Raw genomic sequence first — 14,334 nt, forward strand, 5'->3', positions numbered from 1 at the left:
AACCAATTTTTATTCATTTATTAGGAACTGATACTTTCATTAATCTGAAATTATAAGGATTGATTAGGCCGGTATTTCACGGGTTAACCAACCCCTTTTGCCTGCTGTGGCAATGGCATACGGCGTTATCCAAAAAAGCCCAAACGTATACAATACACTATAAGTATATGCCCAAACCGACTCAGAAAAATTATATCTTTTAGCATAAAACAACATCGGGAATGATGAAAGAACGAATATACTAGCCAGTGTTGAACTTAAAAATAAAACCGGGTGAGTAATAATAAAAAACAGCATGAATATCAGAAATGGATAGGTCATTACTATATTTAATGATTGATTAAAAAATAAGAGCCTAGCACCAAATTTAGATTCCGTTCTAAAATTTGTAAACACATATTTTGCCATCATAATGTTTTCACGCACATTACTTCTTCCCCAACGAATAAACATTTTATAAAGTCCTTTATACTGTTCCGGTACGTTGGTCAACACATGGGCATTTCTTTGAAATAAGACTTCATAACCTTGTTTCAAGATCATATTTGTCATGGCTCTGTCTTCACCTATATCAGAGGGTTGCCCCATAAAAGTTTGATTAATCCATTCTTCCAAACAATTAAATACCGCTTCTCTTTTATATGCTGCTAGAGCTCCAGGAGTACACAAAACAGAACCTAACATACTTTCTGCCGATCGAACAAATTCAAAACTCATTACAAAACTCACATTCAACATTTTAGGCAACATGGCTTTTTGATTGTTTAGAACTCTTACATTTCCGGCCACAGCACCACAATTTTCTTGAGTTACAAACGGACTAACCAAGTTTCGCAGGGTATCTTTCTTAACGATAGAATCACTGTCTATTGTAACAAAAACATCTCCGGTTCCTATAGTAAATCCTTTGTAAAGAGCATGACGTTTCCCTTTATTTTCGGGTTGTTTGAAAATTGTCAATCGGTCACCCAATTCATTTTTTGCCTGCTGAATCCAATACCATGTATCATCTTTACTGCCATCGTCAATGGCTAATAGCTGTAATTTTTCCTGAGGATAATCACTATTTGCAATGCTCTTAAGGGTTTCCCATACCAGTTTCCCCTCATTGTAAGCCGGTACAATTATTGTACATGTGGGTAATTCTTCATCAGAAACCGATTGAATAGGTTTATACCTTAAATACAAATAAACCTGATAAAGAGAAAAACCTAGTTTATAAAATAACAAAACCAGTGACAGAATTAGAAAGAACATCCCAAAAACAGTTCCCATTCTATCTATATTAAATTGTTCAAAATGGGGTTGCAAATGATAAGCACCCAAAGCAGATCCAGCCAGTATGAAGAAAGTTCCGGCAAGCACAACCCCATTGATAAGTCTATATTTTGACACATTGGAAAACCTTCTTTTTCTTTGAATGAAATCTTTAATCTCCGTACCTTTTTGTGCCATAATCCGATGCATTGATTTAGTATAAATCGGAACAACAAAACTAAATAAGCTTTGTTCCTGTTCGTTTTGTTTTGTAGTAGATGATTCATTTGGATATCGATTTCGGCTTTCCATAGTTATAAAATTTTGGTATTGAACTTATACTTGGTATTCTTAATCAAAACCCAACTCTAATTTGTCTTGAACTTGAAAGGTTTGAGTAAAAACACATTATCGTACAAAGCAAGTGCTATTCCTTTTTTACAAACCCTTGTTTTTCTGATATTTACTAACACAATGCCTTAAAATCGCTGTGTAAAAAATACCCATTAAAAGGAATTTTACACACTTTGTAATGTGTAAATTTTACATCGATTACCCCTTTTACAAATAAAAAAAGAGCCTGATAAAATCAGACTCTTTTACGTTTTTGAATATTGTATTACACTATTCCGGATCGTTCATTTTGAAACCTTCCATAAATTTTGTGGTATAATTTCCGGCTACATAATCCGGTTCGTCCATTAATTGACGGTGAAACGGAATAGTAGTTTTAATTCCTTCAATATAAAATTCATCTAAAGCACGTTTCATTTTGTTGATAGCTTCCTCACGGGTTTGAGCAGTGGTAATTAATTTGGCTATCATCGAATCGTAGTTTGGTGGAATCGTGTAACCTGCATACACGTGTGTATCTAGACGCACACCATGTCCGCCCGGTGCATGGAGTACGGTGATTTTTCCCGGTGAAGGTCTAAAATCATTGTACGGATCTTCTGCATTAATACGACATTCTATAGAATGCAATTGAGGCAAATAATTTTTACCGGAAATTGGCACACCTGCTGCAACTAAAATTTGTTCACGAATCAAATCGTAATCAATAACTTGTTCCGTAATAGGATGCTCTACTTGAATACGTGTATTCATTTCCATGAAGTAGAAATTTCGGTGTTTGTCCACCAAAAATTCAACCGTTCCGGCCCCTTCATATTTGATAAACTCTGCGGCTTTTACAGCAGCTTCTCCCATTTTTTCGCGTAAATCATCGGTCATAAAAGGAGAAGGTGTTTCTTCTGTTAATTTTTGATGACGACGTTGAACGGAGCAATCTCTTTCGGATAAGTGACACGCTTTACCATAGGCATCACCTACTACTTGAATTTCAATATGTCTGGGTTCTTCTATCAATTTTTCCATGTACATTCCATCATTTCCGAAAGCTGCGGCTGCTTCTTGACGGGCACTTTCCCAAGCTTTTTCTAACTCGCTTTCTTTCCAAATGGCTCTCATTCCTTTACCACCACCACCGGCAGTAGCTTTCATCATTACCGGATAACCAATTTCTTTGGCTACTTTTTTAGCTTGTTCAAACGATTCTAAAATTCCGTCAGATCCGGGAACACAAGGAACTCCAGCTGCTTTCATGGTAGCTTTAGCAGTTGCTTTGTCTCCCATTTTTTCAATCATTTCAGGAGAAGCCCCAATAAATTTAATGCCGTGTTCTTGACAAATTTTAGAAAACTTAGCGTTTTCAGATAAAAATCCGTAACCGGGATGAATAGCATCAGCATTGGTAATTTCTGCAGCTGCTATTATGTTTGACATTTTTAAATAGGACAAATTACTAGGCGGAGGACCAATACAAACGGCTTCATCGGCAAACTTTACGTGAAGACTTTCTGCATCGGCTGTAGAATAAACCGCCACAGTTTTGATACCCATTTCCTTACACGTTCTTATCACACGTAGTGCAATTTCTCCGCGATTGGCTACTAATATTTTTTTAAACATCTTTTATTAATTTAGATTATTGGATTATTGGATTGTTGGATTTCTAGACCTAGAAAAATTAAATAATTTCTAAAATCTAAAAATCTAAAAATCTAAAATTAAGATGGATCTACTAAAAATAAAGGTTGATCAAATTCAACAGGAGAAGAATCGTCAACAAGAACTTTAACAATTTTTCCTGAAACTTCAGATTCAATTTCATTGAATAATTTCATAGCTTCAATAACACATACTACATCACCTTTTGAGATAGTAGCTCCTACCTCTACAAACGGAGCTTTATCTGGAGATGGTTTTCTGTACAAAGTACCAATCATAGGAGATTTTATTGTAATGTATTTTGAATTGTCTTCAACCGGAGCACTGGCCACAACAGGCGTACTAACGGAAGCCTGAGCTACTGGAGCAACAGGTTGAGACATCATTGGCTGCATAGGTTGAGCGGCTGGATAATGTTGAAAATAGGATGCTTCAGCGGCACCTGCTTCGGTAGTTTTGATGGTGATCTTAAAATCATCCATTTCTAATTTAACTTCGGTAGCACCTGATTTTGCTACAAATTTGATTAGGTTTTGAATTTCTCTAATATCCATGTTATCTAAGTTTAGTTTGTTTTTTTATTTTGTATCGTATGCCCATTTCAAATAGATAGCTCCCCATGTGAAACCACCACCAAATGCAGCAAAAATTAAATTATCTCCTTTTTTTAGTTTATTTTCAAAATCACTCATTAACAACGGCAAAGTAGCAGAAGTTGTATTTCCGTATTTTTGAATATTTATTAAAACTTTATCTTCATTTAATCCCATTCTTGATGCTGTAGCGTCAATAATTCTTCTATTGGCTTGGTGAGCCAACAACCAATCTACATCATCATGTGTGAGGTGGTTTCGTTCCATTATTTTTTCACTTACATCAGCCATTCCAGAAACGGCATATTTAAAAACCGTTTTTCCATCCTGAAAAACAAAGTGCTGTTTGTTTTTTACGGTCTCTTCAGACGGGGGTAAAAGAGAACCTCCGGCATCAATTTTTAAAAACTCCCTACCTATTCCATCACTTCTCAAATATTCATCTTGCAATCCAAGACCTTCATAGTTGGGCTCAAATAAAACAGCTCCTCCACCATCACCAAAAATAATACAGGTAGCTCTATCAGTGTAGTCAATAATAGAAGACATTTTATCTGCTCCTATTAGAAGCACTTTTTTATATCTTCCGGATTGAATGTAAGCAGCTGCTGTAGACATTCCGTATAAAAAACTGGAACAAGCGGCTTGTAAATCGTAGGCAAAAGCATTGGTAGCTCCAATTTGAGTAGCAACATAAACAGCTGTAGAAGCCACAGGCATATCAGGTGTAGCAGTTGCAACGAGTACCAAATCTATTTCAAGAGGATTGAGATTCCGTTTTTCAATTAGATTTTGTGCGGCTTTTATAGCCAAAAAAGAAGTCCCTTTTCCTTCTTCTTTTAACAGCCGACGTTCTTTGATTCCGGTGCGGGTTGTTATCCATTCATCATTGGTATCAACCAAAGTTTCAAGCACTTGGTTAGACAATACAAAATCCGGGACGTAAGCACCAACGGCTGTGATTGCTGCAGTTATATTACTCATAGGGTTCGATTGTTTTTCTTTTATCTTATCACAGAAAAAGAGGTGGAAATTACAAAAAAAAATCTAAACTTAAGTGTTTTAGAAAGGGTTATTTGTTAAAATATTGATATAACAAAAAAACTCTCACCAAGTGAGAGTTTTTCTTTCTATTATATTGAAAAACTAGGCAACTGCTTCAGTTTTATCAATAACAACCTGACCACGGTAATACATTTTACCTTCATGCCAGTAAGCTCTGTGATATAAATGAGCTTCACCTGTAATTGGACAAGTAGCTATTTGAGCTGCAGTAGCTTTATAATGAGTTCTTCTTTTGTCTCTTCTGGTTTTCGAGGTCTTTCTCTTTGGATGTGCCATTTTACTATATTATTTATCCGTTAATAGTTTTTTTAATTGATCCCAACGTGGATCAGTATCATTATTATTTTTTTTTTCACTCTTCTTTTTGACTGCCAATTGCTCTAATTTTTCAATGGCTTCAGATTTCAAACTTCCATCTTTAATGCCCGGATGTGTTCTTTTATATGGAATTGACAATACAATCATTTCATAAATGAATTGTGACACATCTATTTGATGTTCTCCATGAGGCAAAATCAACAACTCCTCATTATCATTATTGAACGTGTCTCCAAACTGAACAACTAAATCCAACTTCCCTTTAATAGGCAAATCAAAATACTCACCCGTTAAATCACAAGGAACATTTACAGTTCCTTTGTGTTTGAAATGCAACTCTAACAGGGTGGTTTTTTTTTCTAAAACGACCGTTGAAACAATAGCACAATTTTCAAACTCATCATATTCGAAGCGATCAAAGAACGATTTATCTATTTGATAGTCAAATTGATGTTTTCCCAACTTTAATCCGATGAACGGTATTAAAAATTCATTAGATACTTTCATCTGTACAACAATTTGTCCCAAAAATTTGGTTTGCAAAGATATAAAATAATCGCAATTCCAAAACAGTTATAAACATTTTTTTGTTTAAAACTGCTTTTCTTTTGATTTTAGTGGTTTTTCGGCCCAATGTGCGTGCTCTAACCTAGATTTATAAATATCCAAGGCTAAATAAACTGCTTCTGTAAATGAATTAAAGTCAGCTTGATTTTTACCGGCTATTTCATATGCAGTTCCATGATCTGGAGATGTTCTAACTTTATTCAATCCTGCTGTATAATTTACGCCTTTCCCAAAAGACAAAGTTTTAAAAGGTATTAACCCTTGATCGTGATAGCAGGCTATTACAGCATCAAATTTTTCATGAGAATGAGATCCAAAAAAACTATCGGCAGCATAAGGTCCAAAAACCAGTGTTCCTTCCTCAAACATTTTCTTCAATGTGGGTCTAATGATTTCATCATCTTCTTTTCCAATTACACCTTGGTCTCCACAGTGTGGATTTAAACCCAAAACGGCTATCTTAGGCTTGGGAATACAAAAATCTTGAATCAACGACTTTTTAATGGTTTGTACTTTTTGTCTGATTCTTTTTTCTGTAATAAAGGTAGCAACCTCTGTAACCGGAACATGGTCGGTTAGTAAACCTACTCTTAAATCATCACAAACCATAAGCATTAAAGCGTCGCCTTCTAATTCTTGATTTAAATAATCGGTATGCCCCGGGAAATTGAACGTTTCAGATTGTACGGTATGTTTATTTATTGGAGCAGTAACCAAAACATCAACAATTCCTTCTTTCAAAGCCTTTGTGGCAGCTACAAAAGATTTAATGGCATGACTCCCTACGATTTCATTCTCTATACCATATTCTAAATTAAAGCTTTCCTTCCATAGATTGAAGACGTTAATTTTACCGGGAACAATTTGATCCAACCTATCTATTCCATGTAAAACCGCAGTAGAATCAAAACTTTTTCTCAAATAGGACAACATTTTCACATTTGCAAAAATCACGGGGGTGCAAAGTTCCAACATCCTAGCATCTTCAAATGTTTTAAGTACAACTTCTGAACCTACACCATTTAAATCTCCGATAGAAATCCCTACTAAAATATTTTCTGCTTTTTTTACCATGACTACACGCTATTTATTCCTATTTTTGAACTGCAAATTTAAGAAAATAAAAGTCAAATGTTTACCGGAATTATAGAAAGTATTGGAATTGTATCCGAAATTAAAAAGGAAAGCAGTAATCTTCACATAACTATTTCATCTGTTTTAACTCCAGAATTGAAAATAGATCAAAGCGTGGCACATAATGGGGTTTGTTTAACTGTTGTCGAAATTAAAGATAAAACCTATACAGTAACAGCTATTAAAGAAACTTTGGAAAAAACCAATGTAGGTAATTGGAAAGTTGGTGATAAAATCAACCTTGAAAGAGCCATGCTCTTGGGAAGCCGATTGGATGGACATATAGTTCAAGGCCATGTAGACCAAGTGGGCTATTGCACCCAAATTAGCGAATCAAATGGTAGTTGGTATTTTACATTTGAATATAACGCAGATTTAAACAATATTACTATAGAAAAAGGCTCTATCACCGTTAATGGAGTAAGTCTTACAGTTGTGAACTCTAAGAAAAATGAGTTTAGTGTAGCCATTATACCTTACACTTATGAGCACACCAACTTTCATACTTTTTCTGTTGGAACTCAAATAAACTTAGAATTTGACTTGATAGGAAAATATATTAGCCGAATAGTTTCATTACGAAATTAAAAAAGCTCCGAATTATTTCGGAGCTTTTTTCATATTTTTTGAAATCGTATAAAAAGCGTAGAGAAGTCCTAAAAAACCAATAACATAAATCCAGCCATCTATTGGAAGACCAGGAGGTGGTGGTGGGTTTGGCGGAGGTGGATTATTATTCAACATTAAACCATTTGAATACGTCTCACTCGCACCAAAAAAAGAACTCAATAAAAGAATAATATACTTGTTTGAAAAAATTCTCATAGAGTGCAAAAGTAATTGTTTTTATTCTTTAACAAAATTTTTGACAAATAAAGTAAAAAACTCAATAAAAAAAAACTAAAGCGTTATTTTTTTAAAATCAATCTTTTAATTGGCAAAACCTCGGCAAATGTAACGGTTTTTTAATAACATCATACATAACTGAGTTTATATTAACGTAAAAAAATTACTTTTGGTTTCCATAATCAACAAAATTCTACAAACCATAAATTTTAATTCTACAAAACGGATTGAATTAATAGTTTATTCTGAATTTTTAATCTTTGTCAGACATACAGCAAGCCTGTAAAAAATTTAAGAATACGTCTTATCATAATATCCTGAATGGTGTTTGGAAATTCTTTCTGTTAAATCTGTTTGGGTAAAACCAGTGTAATAAATCTTCTTTGAAGGACTATATAAAATGTAACAATAAGGCATATAAGACATTAAATAAAAAAAGTGCCGTGAAGGCACTTTTGTGGTCCCACTTGGGCTCGAACCAAGGACCACCTGATTATGAGTCAGGTGCTCTAACCAACTGAGCTATAGGACCCGCTTAGAGAGTGCAATATTACTACTATTTTTTATTTACTCAAAATATTAATTCAATTTATTACCGACTTAACTTAGCATCGAACTGTAACAACTTCTCAATTTGTTGATTAAGAATTACTCAAAAAGTACTTACTTTTGCAAAAAAATCTGAAATGCGTAAAATTTTCTACCTCAAAACCTGTGATACGTGTAAAAGAATCATCAAATCACTTCCCAACACAAACGGTTTTACACTTCAAGATATCAAAGAAGAACCTATTACTGTGAAGCAATTGGAAGAAATTCATCAGCTAACCGGAAACTATGAAGTGCTTTTTAGCAAAAGAGCTAAATTGTATAAAGAAATGGGTTTAAAAGATGAAAAACTCACTGAATCCGACTATAAAAGATATATTTTAGAACATTATACATTCTTGAATCGTCCGGTTATTGTGATTGACAAATCTATTTTTGTTGGTAATAGTCCCAAAATCGTACAAGCAGCCATTGATTTTTTAGCAAATGAGTAAAAGACATTGGGCGTTAATGGCGGCCACCTTGGTTTCCATTATTTATGGGGTTACATTTACCATTGCCAAAGATGTAATGCCCAAATTTATTGAACCGTTTGGCTTTATTGTCCTTCGTGTTGGTGGGTCGGTTTTACTATTCTGGATGGTATCCTTTTTTGGCCCGAAAGAAAAAATTGCAAAATCTGATTTTCCCAGAATAATTGCTGCTGCTTTTTTTGGAGTAGCGTTAAACATGCTCACGTTTTTTAAAGGATTAAGTTATACTTCGCCTATCATGGGAGCGGTTTTGATGGTTACCACACCTATGATTGTACTTATTCTTTCAGCCATTATCATGAAAGAACGGATGCTAAAAAGAAAAGTATTTGGTATCATTTTGGGCTTAGCCGGAACGGTTTCACTCATTCTTTACGGTAAATCGATGATTAATGCTCCTAACGAAATGTTAGGGAATCTATTGGTATTCATCAATGCCGTTTCTTATGGTTTTTACCTTATCATCGTAAAAAAATTAATGGATAAATACAATGCTTTTACCTTTGTAAAATGGATTTACAGCTTTGGCTTTTTGATGGTTTTGCCTTTTGGTTGGGGCGAATTTGAGGCTGTAAATTGGAGTTTAGTGCCTACTGAAATTTACTGGAAGATTGGTTTCGTGGTTGTTTTTTCAACTTTCTTAACGTATTTGTTAAACTTGGTTTCTATGCGGGAATTGAAGCCTACAACAGTAGCGGTATTTATCTATCTTCAACCTTTATTCGCAACCATTTTTGCCATCAGTTTAGGAAAAGACGAATTGAGTTGGGTGAAAATAGGTTCGGCTATTTTGATTTTCACAGGAGTTTATTTGGTAACTCAGAAGAAAAAGTAGTTTACAGTCGCAGTTTACAGTCGCAGTTAATCTGAAAACTGAGACTGAGACTGTAAACTTTTAATTATCTTTGAAAACATTTTTTTAATAGCATGATACAATCAATGACCGGTTTTGGAAAAGCTTCTTTGCAACTTCCAACCAAAAAAATAACCGTAGAAGTTAAATCGTTAAACAGTAAAGGATTGGATTTGAATGTCAGAATGCCATCTGTTTATCGTGAAATGGAATTAAGTTTACGCAACATCATTTCACAAAAATTAGAGCGAGGCAAAGTTGATTTTTCCATTTTTATAGAAATAACCGGTGAAGAAACTTCCTCCAAAATCAATGTTCCGATTGTGAAAGGCTATATTAATCAAATGAAAGCCGTAATTCCGAATGCCGATGAAACCGAATTGATGAAAATGGCTGTTCGTATGCCCGATGCTCTCAAAACCGAACGCGATGAAATCGATGAAAACGAATGGAATGAAATTTTAAAAGTGGTTGATGATGCCATGAAAAATATCGCTTCATTTCGTATCGACGAAGGAAAATCGCTAGAAAACGAATTCATCATGCGAATCGAAAACATTCGGAATTTTATGAATCAAGCGGTAAGTATGGATGCCGAACGAATTGAAACCGTAAAAAATAGACTTCGAACCGCTTTAGCAGAATTGGAAGCCAATGTAGACGAAAACCGTTTTGAACAAGAATTGATATTTTATCTTGAAAAATATGACATTACAGAAGAACGGGTTCGCTTAGAAAATCACCTCAATTATTTCATTGAAACTATTGCCGGAACGGAAGCCAACGGACGAAAGTTAGGTTTTATTACCCAAGAAATCGGTCGTGAAATTAACACAATGGGCTCCAAATCGAATCATTCTGAAATGCAAAAATTGGTAGTAATGATGAAAGATGAATTGGAAAAAATTAAAGAACAGGTTTTGAATGTTTTGTAAAGTATCAAGATGAAAGATGTAAGTATCAAGACTAAAGAAGTAAGATTTTTTAAATTCAAATCAATGACAAAAAGAACTTTAGCAATCTTAAGTATAGTACTATTTTTTTCATCTTGTGGCTTAACCATCCGGATGTTAAGCGGTTTTAAAGACCCTGTTGTTCAATCCAAAAATGATATTAATCAGTATGTAAAAGAAAATGCAGGTGATTTTGACACTTACTTTTTAAATGTACAAACCCCAAAAGATAGTACCGAAATTTTTGAGAGGTTTTTATTTGGGTTTAATTCCGATTTGTACCTTTTTCATACAGAAAGTGGAAAAAAATATTGTTTTCAAGGCACCGAAGAATGTTCCGGAGTTTTAATGCAAGAAGCTTTTAAAAATGTTGAAACTAATTTTTCAGTTTGTCAATCTAATAATCAAATCCATTTGGACAACTTTTTAAAATTATTGCAAGACAAAAATGGCAAAAGTGTAAGTCGTTCAAATTTACCAAATTCTGAGTACTATTTGTTTGAAACGTGGAATACTTACATGCAAAATAAAAAAGAATTCAAGGAAAATTTAAAGTGGCTCACAGCATTAGAACAAACCAATAAAAAAATAAAAATCATTTATATTAACACCGATTTACTAGACGATTGGGGATTAGAAAAAGGAAAAAAACTACCCATTAAATTCAAAAGAAACGGGAAACGTTCAGTTGAACTTGTTTTTGGAAAACTACCCATAAAAAAATAAATCTAATAAAATTATAAATCTTTTGAATATCAATTCTTTGGATTAAAAACACAACACAATGACTAAAGGAAAACTACTTGTCTTCTCTGCTCCTTCCGGTTCGGGAAAAACCACCATTGTACGACATTTATTGGCTCAAACCGACTTGAATTTGGAATTTTCTGTTTCTTGTACAACAAGAGAACCACGAGGTGAAGAAATTCACGGAAAAGATTATTATTTTATATCGCTCAAAGAATTTAAAAACCATATCAAAGCGGAAGAATTTGTTGAATGGGAAGAAGTGTATCGTGATAATTTTTACGGCACCTTAAAAAGTGAAGTCGAACGCATTTGGGCCAAAGGAAAAAATGTGATTTTTGATATTGATGTAGCCGGCGGATTGCGAATAAAAAAGAAATTCCCACAAGAAACTTTAGCTGTTTTTGTAAAACCGCCAAGCATTGACGAGTTAAAAATTCGATTAAAAAAACGTTCCACCGAAAGTGAAGATAAAATCAATATGCGAATTGCCAAAGCATCAGTAGAATTAGCCACCGCACCCCAATTTGACAAAGTGATTAAAAATTATGATTTGGATGTAGCGAAAGCGGAAGCATATGAATTGGTCAGACAATTCATAAATCAAAAAAATCCAAATGATTAAAAAATCTAAAACAACATTTTTTTGGTTTTTTAGCTTTTTTAAATTTTTTTATAGTGTAACAAAATGAAAATCGGTCTCTATTTCGGCACCTTCAATCCCATTCACGTGGGGCATTTAATCATTGCCAACCACATGGCGGAGTATTCTGATTTAGATCAAATTTGGATGGTGGTTACGCCGCACAATCCGCACAAGCAAAAAAGCACCTTGTTGGATGATTACAATCGACTAGAAATGGTTCATTTGGCGACCAAAGAGTATCCGAAAATAAAACCTTCTGATATCGAATTCAAATTACCACAACCCAATTATACCGTTAATACGTTAGCTCATCTTCAGGAAAAATATCCTAACTATGCATTTGCTTTGATTATGGGCGAAGACAATCTGAATTCGCTTCATAAATGGAAAAACTACGAAGTCATTCTGCAAAACCATGACATCTTTGTGTATCCGAGATTAAATTCCGGTGTGATGGACGAACAATTTATCAATCATCCCAAAATTCATCGTGTAGGAGCTCCAGTGATAGAATTATCGTCAACTTTTATTCGCGAAAGCATCAAACACGGTAAAAATGTGAGAGCCGTTTTACCGGAACATGTGTGGGCTTTTTTAGATCATAATTTGTTTTATAGGAAATGACAGAGAAAGAGATAATTGACAAAGTTAAAACAGTAGAAAATATTGGCGGAATGACGGTCAATGAAAGACTATATATGTGCGGTTTGACAGATGAGTTTGACAGATGTTTAAAAGAAGATAAAAATAAAGCTGATTTTATCCTAAAGACAATAGGTGTTGATCAAGATTCGATAATTAAAATCTTGCAAAATCAAGAAAATAAGTAAGCTAAATAAACCAAAATTTGACGGTATTTAAATTCTCTTAACACTCCTTTACCACTTGTTCCTTCAATCGTTTTGTAACTTTGTTTTCGTTTAAGCTTTAAACCTTTTAAACGCTTAAACAATTTTAATCCTTTAAACAATTTTACAATGACAAACTTCGAATTATACAACCCAACTAATTACATTTTTGGAAAAGGTCAAATCGCAAAACTATCCGAATTAATACCTGCCAACAGTAAGATTTTATTGACTTATGGTGGCGGAAGTATTTTTAAAAACGGTATTTACGACCAAGTGAAATCCGCACTTTCATCAGTGGAAATTATAGAATTTGGTGGTATCGAACCCAATCCGCGTTATGAAACCTTAATGAAAGCGGTAGAAATCATTCGCAGCGAAAACATCACTTTTATTTTAGCCGTTGGTGGCGGAAGTGTAATTGACGGCGTGAAATTCATTTCAGGAGCCGTTAATTTTGAAGGTGATGCGATTGAGATTTTGAAAAAACGCGTTTTGTTCAAAGATGTTTCCAAAGTCATTCCGTTTGGAACGGTTTTAACCTTACCGGCAACCGGAAGCGAAATGAACTCGGGTGCGGTAGTGACCATCGAAGCTACGCAAGAAAAATTAACCTTGGGCGGAAGTGCGTTGTTTCCAAAATTCTCCATTTGCGACCCAACTGTGGTGGCTTCTTTACCCAAAAGACAATTGGAAAATGGCGTGGTCGATGCTTTCACTCATGTGATGGAACAATATTTAACGTATCCGCATGATGCTCTTTTGCAAGACCGCATTGCCGAAAGTATTTTGCAAACGCTAATTGAAATTGGACCGGATGTAGTTCAACATCCATCGGATTATAAACTAGCTTCTAACTTTATGTGGTGTGCCACGATGGCCTTAAACGGATTAATTCAAAAAGGAGTGCCAAGCGATTGGGCAACCCACATGATTGGGCATGAACTAACCGCTTTATACGAAATTGATCACGCAAGAACGTTGGCTATTATTGGTCCAAATTTATACCGCACTATGTTTGAAACCAAAAAGGAAAAACTAGCTCAATACGCTGAACGCGTTTGGAAAATAGACGGAAATTCTATTGAAGAAAAAGCTACATTAGCTATTGAAAAAACAGTTGAATTCCTTCATAAAATGGGAATGGAAACTAAACTTTCAAACTATACAACCGATTATGAAAAAGCATCCGATTTTATCGTAAATCGTTTTGAAGAAAGAGGTTGGAAAGCCATGGGAGAAAAACAAAATATTACTTTGGAAAAAGTGAGACAAATTGTGGAAATGAGTTATTAAAAAGAGTAGCTAAGATGCTGAGTAACTTAGATAGAAATGCAATCATTATATAATTACTTGGAAACTCAGTAACTCGGCTTTTCTGCTACTCAAAAAAAAATCAAAAGGCGTTCCCGAAT

Annotated in this window: 18 protein-coding genes and 1 tRNA gene; 9 read left to right on the forward strand and 10 right to left on the reverse strand. The window is 34.4% G+C overall.

The annotated features are described in order from the left end of the window. Nucleotides 1–63 precede the first annotated feature (63 nt). The 7 genes from V7M80_RS00550 to pdxA form a co-directional block, all read right to left on the reverse strand. Nucleotides 64–1,467 carry a glycosyltransferase gene (locus V7M80_RS00550; RefSeq protein ID WP_442902333.1) on the reverse strand — a complete coding sequence of 468 codons (1,404 nt, stop codon included), beginning with the start codon at nucleotides 1,465–1,467 and terminating at the stop codon, nucleotides 64–66. 414 nt (nucleotides 1,468–1,881) lie between these two features. Then, the gene (gene accC / locus V7M80_RS00555; RefSeq protein ID WP_333693263.1) at nucleotides 1,882–3,228 is read right to left on the reverse strand and encodes an acetyl-CoA carboxylase biotin carboxylase subunit; all 1,347 of its coding nucleotides are present in this window, start codon (nucleotides 3,226–3,228) and stop codon (nucleotides 1,882–1,884) included. A gap of 98 nt (nucleotides 3,229–3,326) precedes the next feature. Then, entirely contained in the window at nucleotides 3,327–3,821 is a 495-nt protein-coding gene (gene accB / locus V7M80_RS00560) for an acetyl-CoA carboxylase biotin carboxyl carrier protein (protein ID WP_333693265.1), read from the reverse strand. Nucleotides 3,822–3,845: 24 nt separating this feature from the next. Beyond that, nucleotides 3,846–4,844 (reverse strand): beta-ketoacyl-ACP synthase III, encoded by a 999-nt coding sequence (locus V7M80_RS00565; protein WP_333693267.1) that lies wholly within the window; start codon nucleotides 4,842–4,844, stop codon nucleotides 3,846–3,848. A gap of 162 nt (nucleotides 4,845–5,006) precedes the next feature. After that, nucleotides 5,007–5,201, reverse strand: a complete 195-nt coding sequence (gene rpmF, locus V7M80_RS00570) for a 50S ribosomal protein L32 (RefSeq protein WP_026709628.1) — start codon at nucleotides 5,199–5,201, stop codon at nucleotides 5,007–5,009. 9 nt (nucleotides 5,202–5,210) lie between these two features. Beyond that, complete coding sequence (locus V7M80_RS00575) at nucleotides 5,211–5,750, reverse strand: YceD family protein (protein ID WP_333693272.1); 540 nt, start codon at nucleotides 5,748–5,750, stop codon at nucleotides 5,211–5,213. Nucleotides 5,751–5,834: 84 nt separating this feature from the next. After that, the gene (gene pdxA / locus V7M80_RS00580) at nucleotides 5,835–6,884 is read right to left on the reverse strand and encodes a 4-hydroxythreonine-4-phosphate dehydrogenase PdxA (RefSeq protein WP_333693273.1); all 1,050 of its coding nucleotides are present in this window, start codon (nucleotides 6,882–6,884) and stop codon (nucleotides 5,835–5,837) included. Between the two features lie 57 nt (nucleotides 6,885–6,941). On the opposite strand from pdxA, the gene V7M80_RS00585 reads away from it, so the two are divergent. After that, the gene (locus V7M80_RS00585; protein ID WP_333693274.1) at nucleotides 6,942–7,532 is read left to right on the forward strand and encodes a riboflavin synthase; all 591 of its coding nucleotides are present in this window, start codon (nucleotides 6,942–6,944) and stop codon (nucleotides 7,530–7,532) included. A 12-nt stretch (nucleotides 7,533–7,544) separates the two neighbouring features. On the opposite strand, the gene V7M80_RS00590 is transcribed toward V7M80_RS00585, so the two are convergent. From V7M80_RS00590 to V7M80_RS00595, 3 genes are all read right to left on the reverse strand, one after another. Further along, nucleotides 7,545–7,769 (reverse strand): hypothetical protein, encoded by a 225-nt coding sequence (locus tag V7M80_RS00590; RefSeq protein ID WP_333693276.1) that lies wholly within the window; start codon nucleotides 7,767–7,769, stop codon nucleotides 7,545–7,547. A 312-nt stretch (nucleotides 7,770–8,081) separates the two neighbouring features. Continuing rightward, nucleotides 8,082–8,216 (reverse strand): GIY-YIG nuclease family protein, encoded by a 135-nt coding sequence (locus V7M80_RS13150; RefSeq protein ID WP_442902334.1) that lies wholly within the window; start codon nucleotides 8,214–8,216, stop codon nucleotides 8,082–8,084. A 32-nt stretch (nucleotides 8,217–8,248) separates the two neighbouring features. Then, a tRNA-Ile gene (locus tag V7M80_RS00595) sits at nucleotides 8,249–8,322 on the reverse strand. A gap of 154 nt (nucleotides 8,323–8,476) precedes the next feature. On the opposite strand from V7M80_RS00595, the gene V7M80_RS00600 reads away from it, so the two are divergent. The 8 genes from V7M80_RS00600 to V7M80_RS00635 all read left to right on the forward strand — a co-directional run bounded on the left by V7M80_RS00600 (nucleotide 8,477) and on the right by V7M80_RS00635 (nucleotide 14,215). Further along, entirely contained in the window at nucleotides 8,477–8,833 is a 357-nt protein-coding gene (locus V7M80_RS00600; RefSeq protein WP_333693277.1) for an arsenate reductase family protein, read from the forward strand. Beyond that, nucleotides 8,826–9,707, forward strand: coding sequence for a DMT family transporter (locus tag V7M80_RS00605; RefSeq protein WP_333693278.1), 882 nt, complete (start codon nucleotides 8,826–8,828; stop codon nucleotides 9,705–9,707). Before V7M80_RS00600 ends, V7M80_RS00605 begins: the two co-directional genes overlap by 8 nt. Before the next feature lie 92 nt (nucleotides 9,708–9,799). Then, the gene (locus V7M80_RS00610) at nucleotides 9,800–10,660 is read left to right on the forward strand and encodes a YicC/YloC family endoribonuclease (protein ID WP_333693279.1); all 861 of its coding nucleotides are present in this window, start codon (nucleotides 9,800–9,802) and stop codon (nucleotides 10,658–10,660) included. A gap of 63 nt (nucleotides 10,661–10,723) precedes the next feature. Next, entirely contained in the window at nucleotides 10,724–11,404 is a 681-nt protein-coding gene (locus V7M80_RS00615) for a hypothetical protein (RefSeq protein WP_333693281.1), read from the forward strand. Between the two features lie 58 nt (nucleotides 11,405–11,462). Continuing rightward, on the forward strand, nucleotides 11,463–12,050 hold the full coding sequence (gene gmk, locus V7M80_RS00620) for a guanylate kinase (RefSeq protein ID WP_333693283.1): 588 nt from the start codon (nucleotides 11,463–11,465) through the stop codon (nucleotides 12,048–12,050). A 63-nt stretch (nucleotides 12,051–12,113) separates the two neighbouring features. Next, on the forward strand, nucleotides 12,114–12,695 hold the full coding sequence (gene nadD / locus V7M80_RS00625) for a nicotinate (nicotinamide) nucleotide adenylyltransferase (protein ID WP_333693284.1): 582 nt from the start codon (nucleotides 12,114–12,116) through the stop codon (nucleotides 12,693–12,695). Next, on the forward strand, nucleotides 12,692–12,901 hold the full coding sequence (locus tag V7M80_RS00630) for a hypothetical protein (protein ID WP_333693285.1): 210 nt from the start codon (nucleotides 12,692–12,694) through the stop codon (nucleotides 12,899–12,901). The genes nadD and V7M80_RS00630 overlap by 4 nt, the downstream gene beginning before the upstream one ends. A 147-nt stretch (nucleotides 12,902–13,048) precedes the next feature. Continuing rightward, nucleotides 13,049–14,215, forward strand: a complete 1,167-nt coding sequence (locus V7M80_RS00635) for an iron-containing alcohol dehydrogenase (RefSeq protein WP_333693286.1) — start codon at nucleotides 13,049–13,051, stop codon at nucleotides 14,213–14,215. Nucleotides 14,216–14,334: the final 119 nt, after the last annotated feature.

The organism is Flavobacterium sp. (genome assembly GCF_036759525.1).
In the GTDB taxonomy this organism is placed as follows: Bacteria; Bacteroidota; Bacteroidia; order Flavobacteriales; family Flavobacteriaceae; genus Flavobacterium.

Bases quoted from the DNA above. Each gene is read 5' to 3' on its own strand.
- gmk (WP_333693283.1), top strand. From the start codon at position 11,463: ATGACTAAAGGAAAACTACTTGTCTTCTCTGCTCCTTCCGGTTCGGGA.
- V7M80_RS00610 (WP_333693279.1), top strand. From the start codon at position 9,800: ATGATACAATCAATGACCGGTTTTGGAAAAGCTTCTTTGCAACTTCCA.
- accB (WP_333693265.1), bottom strand. From the start codon at position 3,821: ATGGATATTAGAGAAATTCAAAACCTAATCAAATTTGTAGCAAAATCA.
- V7M80_RS00615 (WP_333693281.1), top strand. From the start codon at position 10,724: ATGACAAAAAGAACTTTAGCAATCTTAAGTATAGTACTATTTTTTTCA.
- nadD (WP_333693284.1), top strand. From the start codon at position 12,114: ATGAAAATCGGTCTCTATTTCGGCACCTTCAATCCCATTCACGTGGGG.
- V7M80_RS00575 (WP_333693272.1), bottom strand. From the start codon at position 5,750: ATGAAAGTATCTAATGAATTTTTAATACCGTTCATCGGATTAAAGTTG.
- V7M80_RS00630 (WP_333693285.1), top strand. From the start codon at position 12,692: ATGACAGAGAAAGAGATAATTGACAAAGTTAAAACAGTAGAAAATATT.
- pdxA (WP_333693273.1), bottom strand. From the start codon at position 6,884: ATGGTAAAAAAAGCAGAAAATATTTTAGTAGGGATTTCTATCGGAGAT.
- V7M80_RS13150 (WP_442902334.1), bottom strand. From the start codon at position 8,216: ATGTCTTATATGCCTTATTGTTACATTTTATATAGTCCTTCAAAGAAG.
- V7M80_RS00565 (WP_333693267.1), bottom strand. From the start codon at position 4,844: ATGAGTAATATAACTGCAGCAATCACAGCCGTTGGTGCTTACGTCCCG.
- V7M80_RS00605 (WP_333693278.1), top strand. From the start codon at position 8,826: ATGAGTAAAAGACATTGGGCGTTAATGGCGGCCACCTTGGTTTCCATT.
- rpmF (WP_026709628.1), bottom strand. From the start codon at position 5,201: ATGGCACATCCAAAGAGAAAGACCTCGAAAACCAGAAGAGACAAAAGA.
- V7M80_RS00550 (WP_442902333.1), bottom strand. From the start codon at position 1,467: ATGCATCGGATTATGGCACAAAAAGGTACGGAGATTAAAGATTTCATT.
- V7M80_RS00585 (WP_333693274.1), top strand. From the start codon at position 6,942: ATGTTTACCGGAATTATAGAAAGTATTGGAATTGTATCCGAAATTAAA.
- V7M80_RS00590 (WP_333693276.1), bottom strand. From the start codon at position 7,769: ATGAGAATTTTTTCAAACAAGTATATTATTCTTTTATTGAGTTCTTTT.
- V7M80_RS00635 (WP_333693286.1), top strand. From the start codon at position 13,049: ATGACAAACTTCGAATTATACAACCCAACTAATTACATTTTTGGAAAA.
- accC (WP_333693263.1), bottom strand. From the start codon at position 3,228: ATGTTTAAAAAAATATTAGTAGCCAATCGCGGAGAAATTGCACTACGT.
- V7M80_RS00600 (WP_333693277.1), top strand. From the start codon at position 8,477: ATGCGTAAAATTTTCTACCTCAAAACCTGTGATACGTGTAAAAGAATC.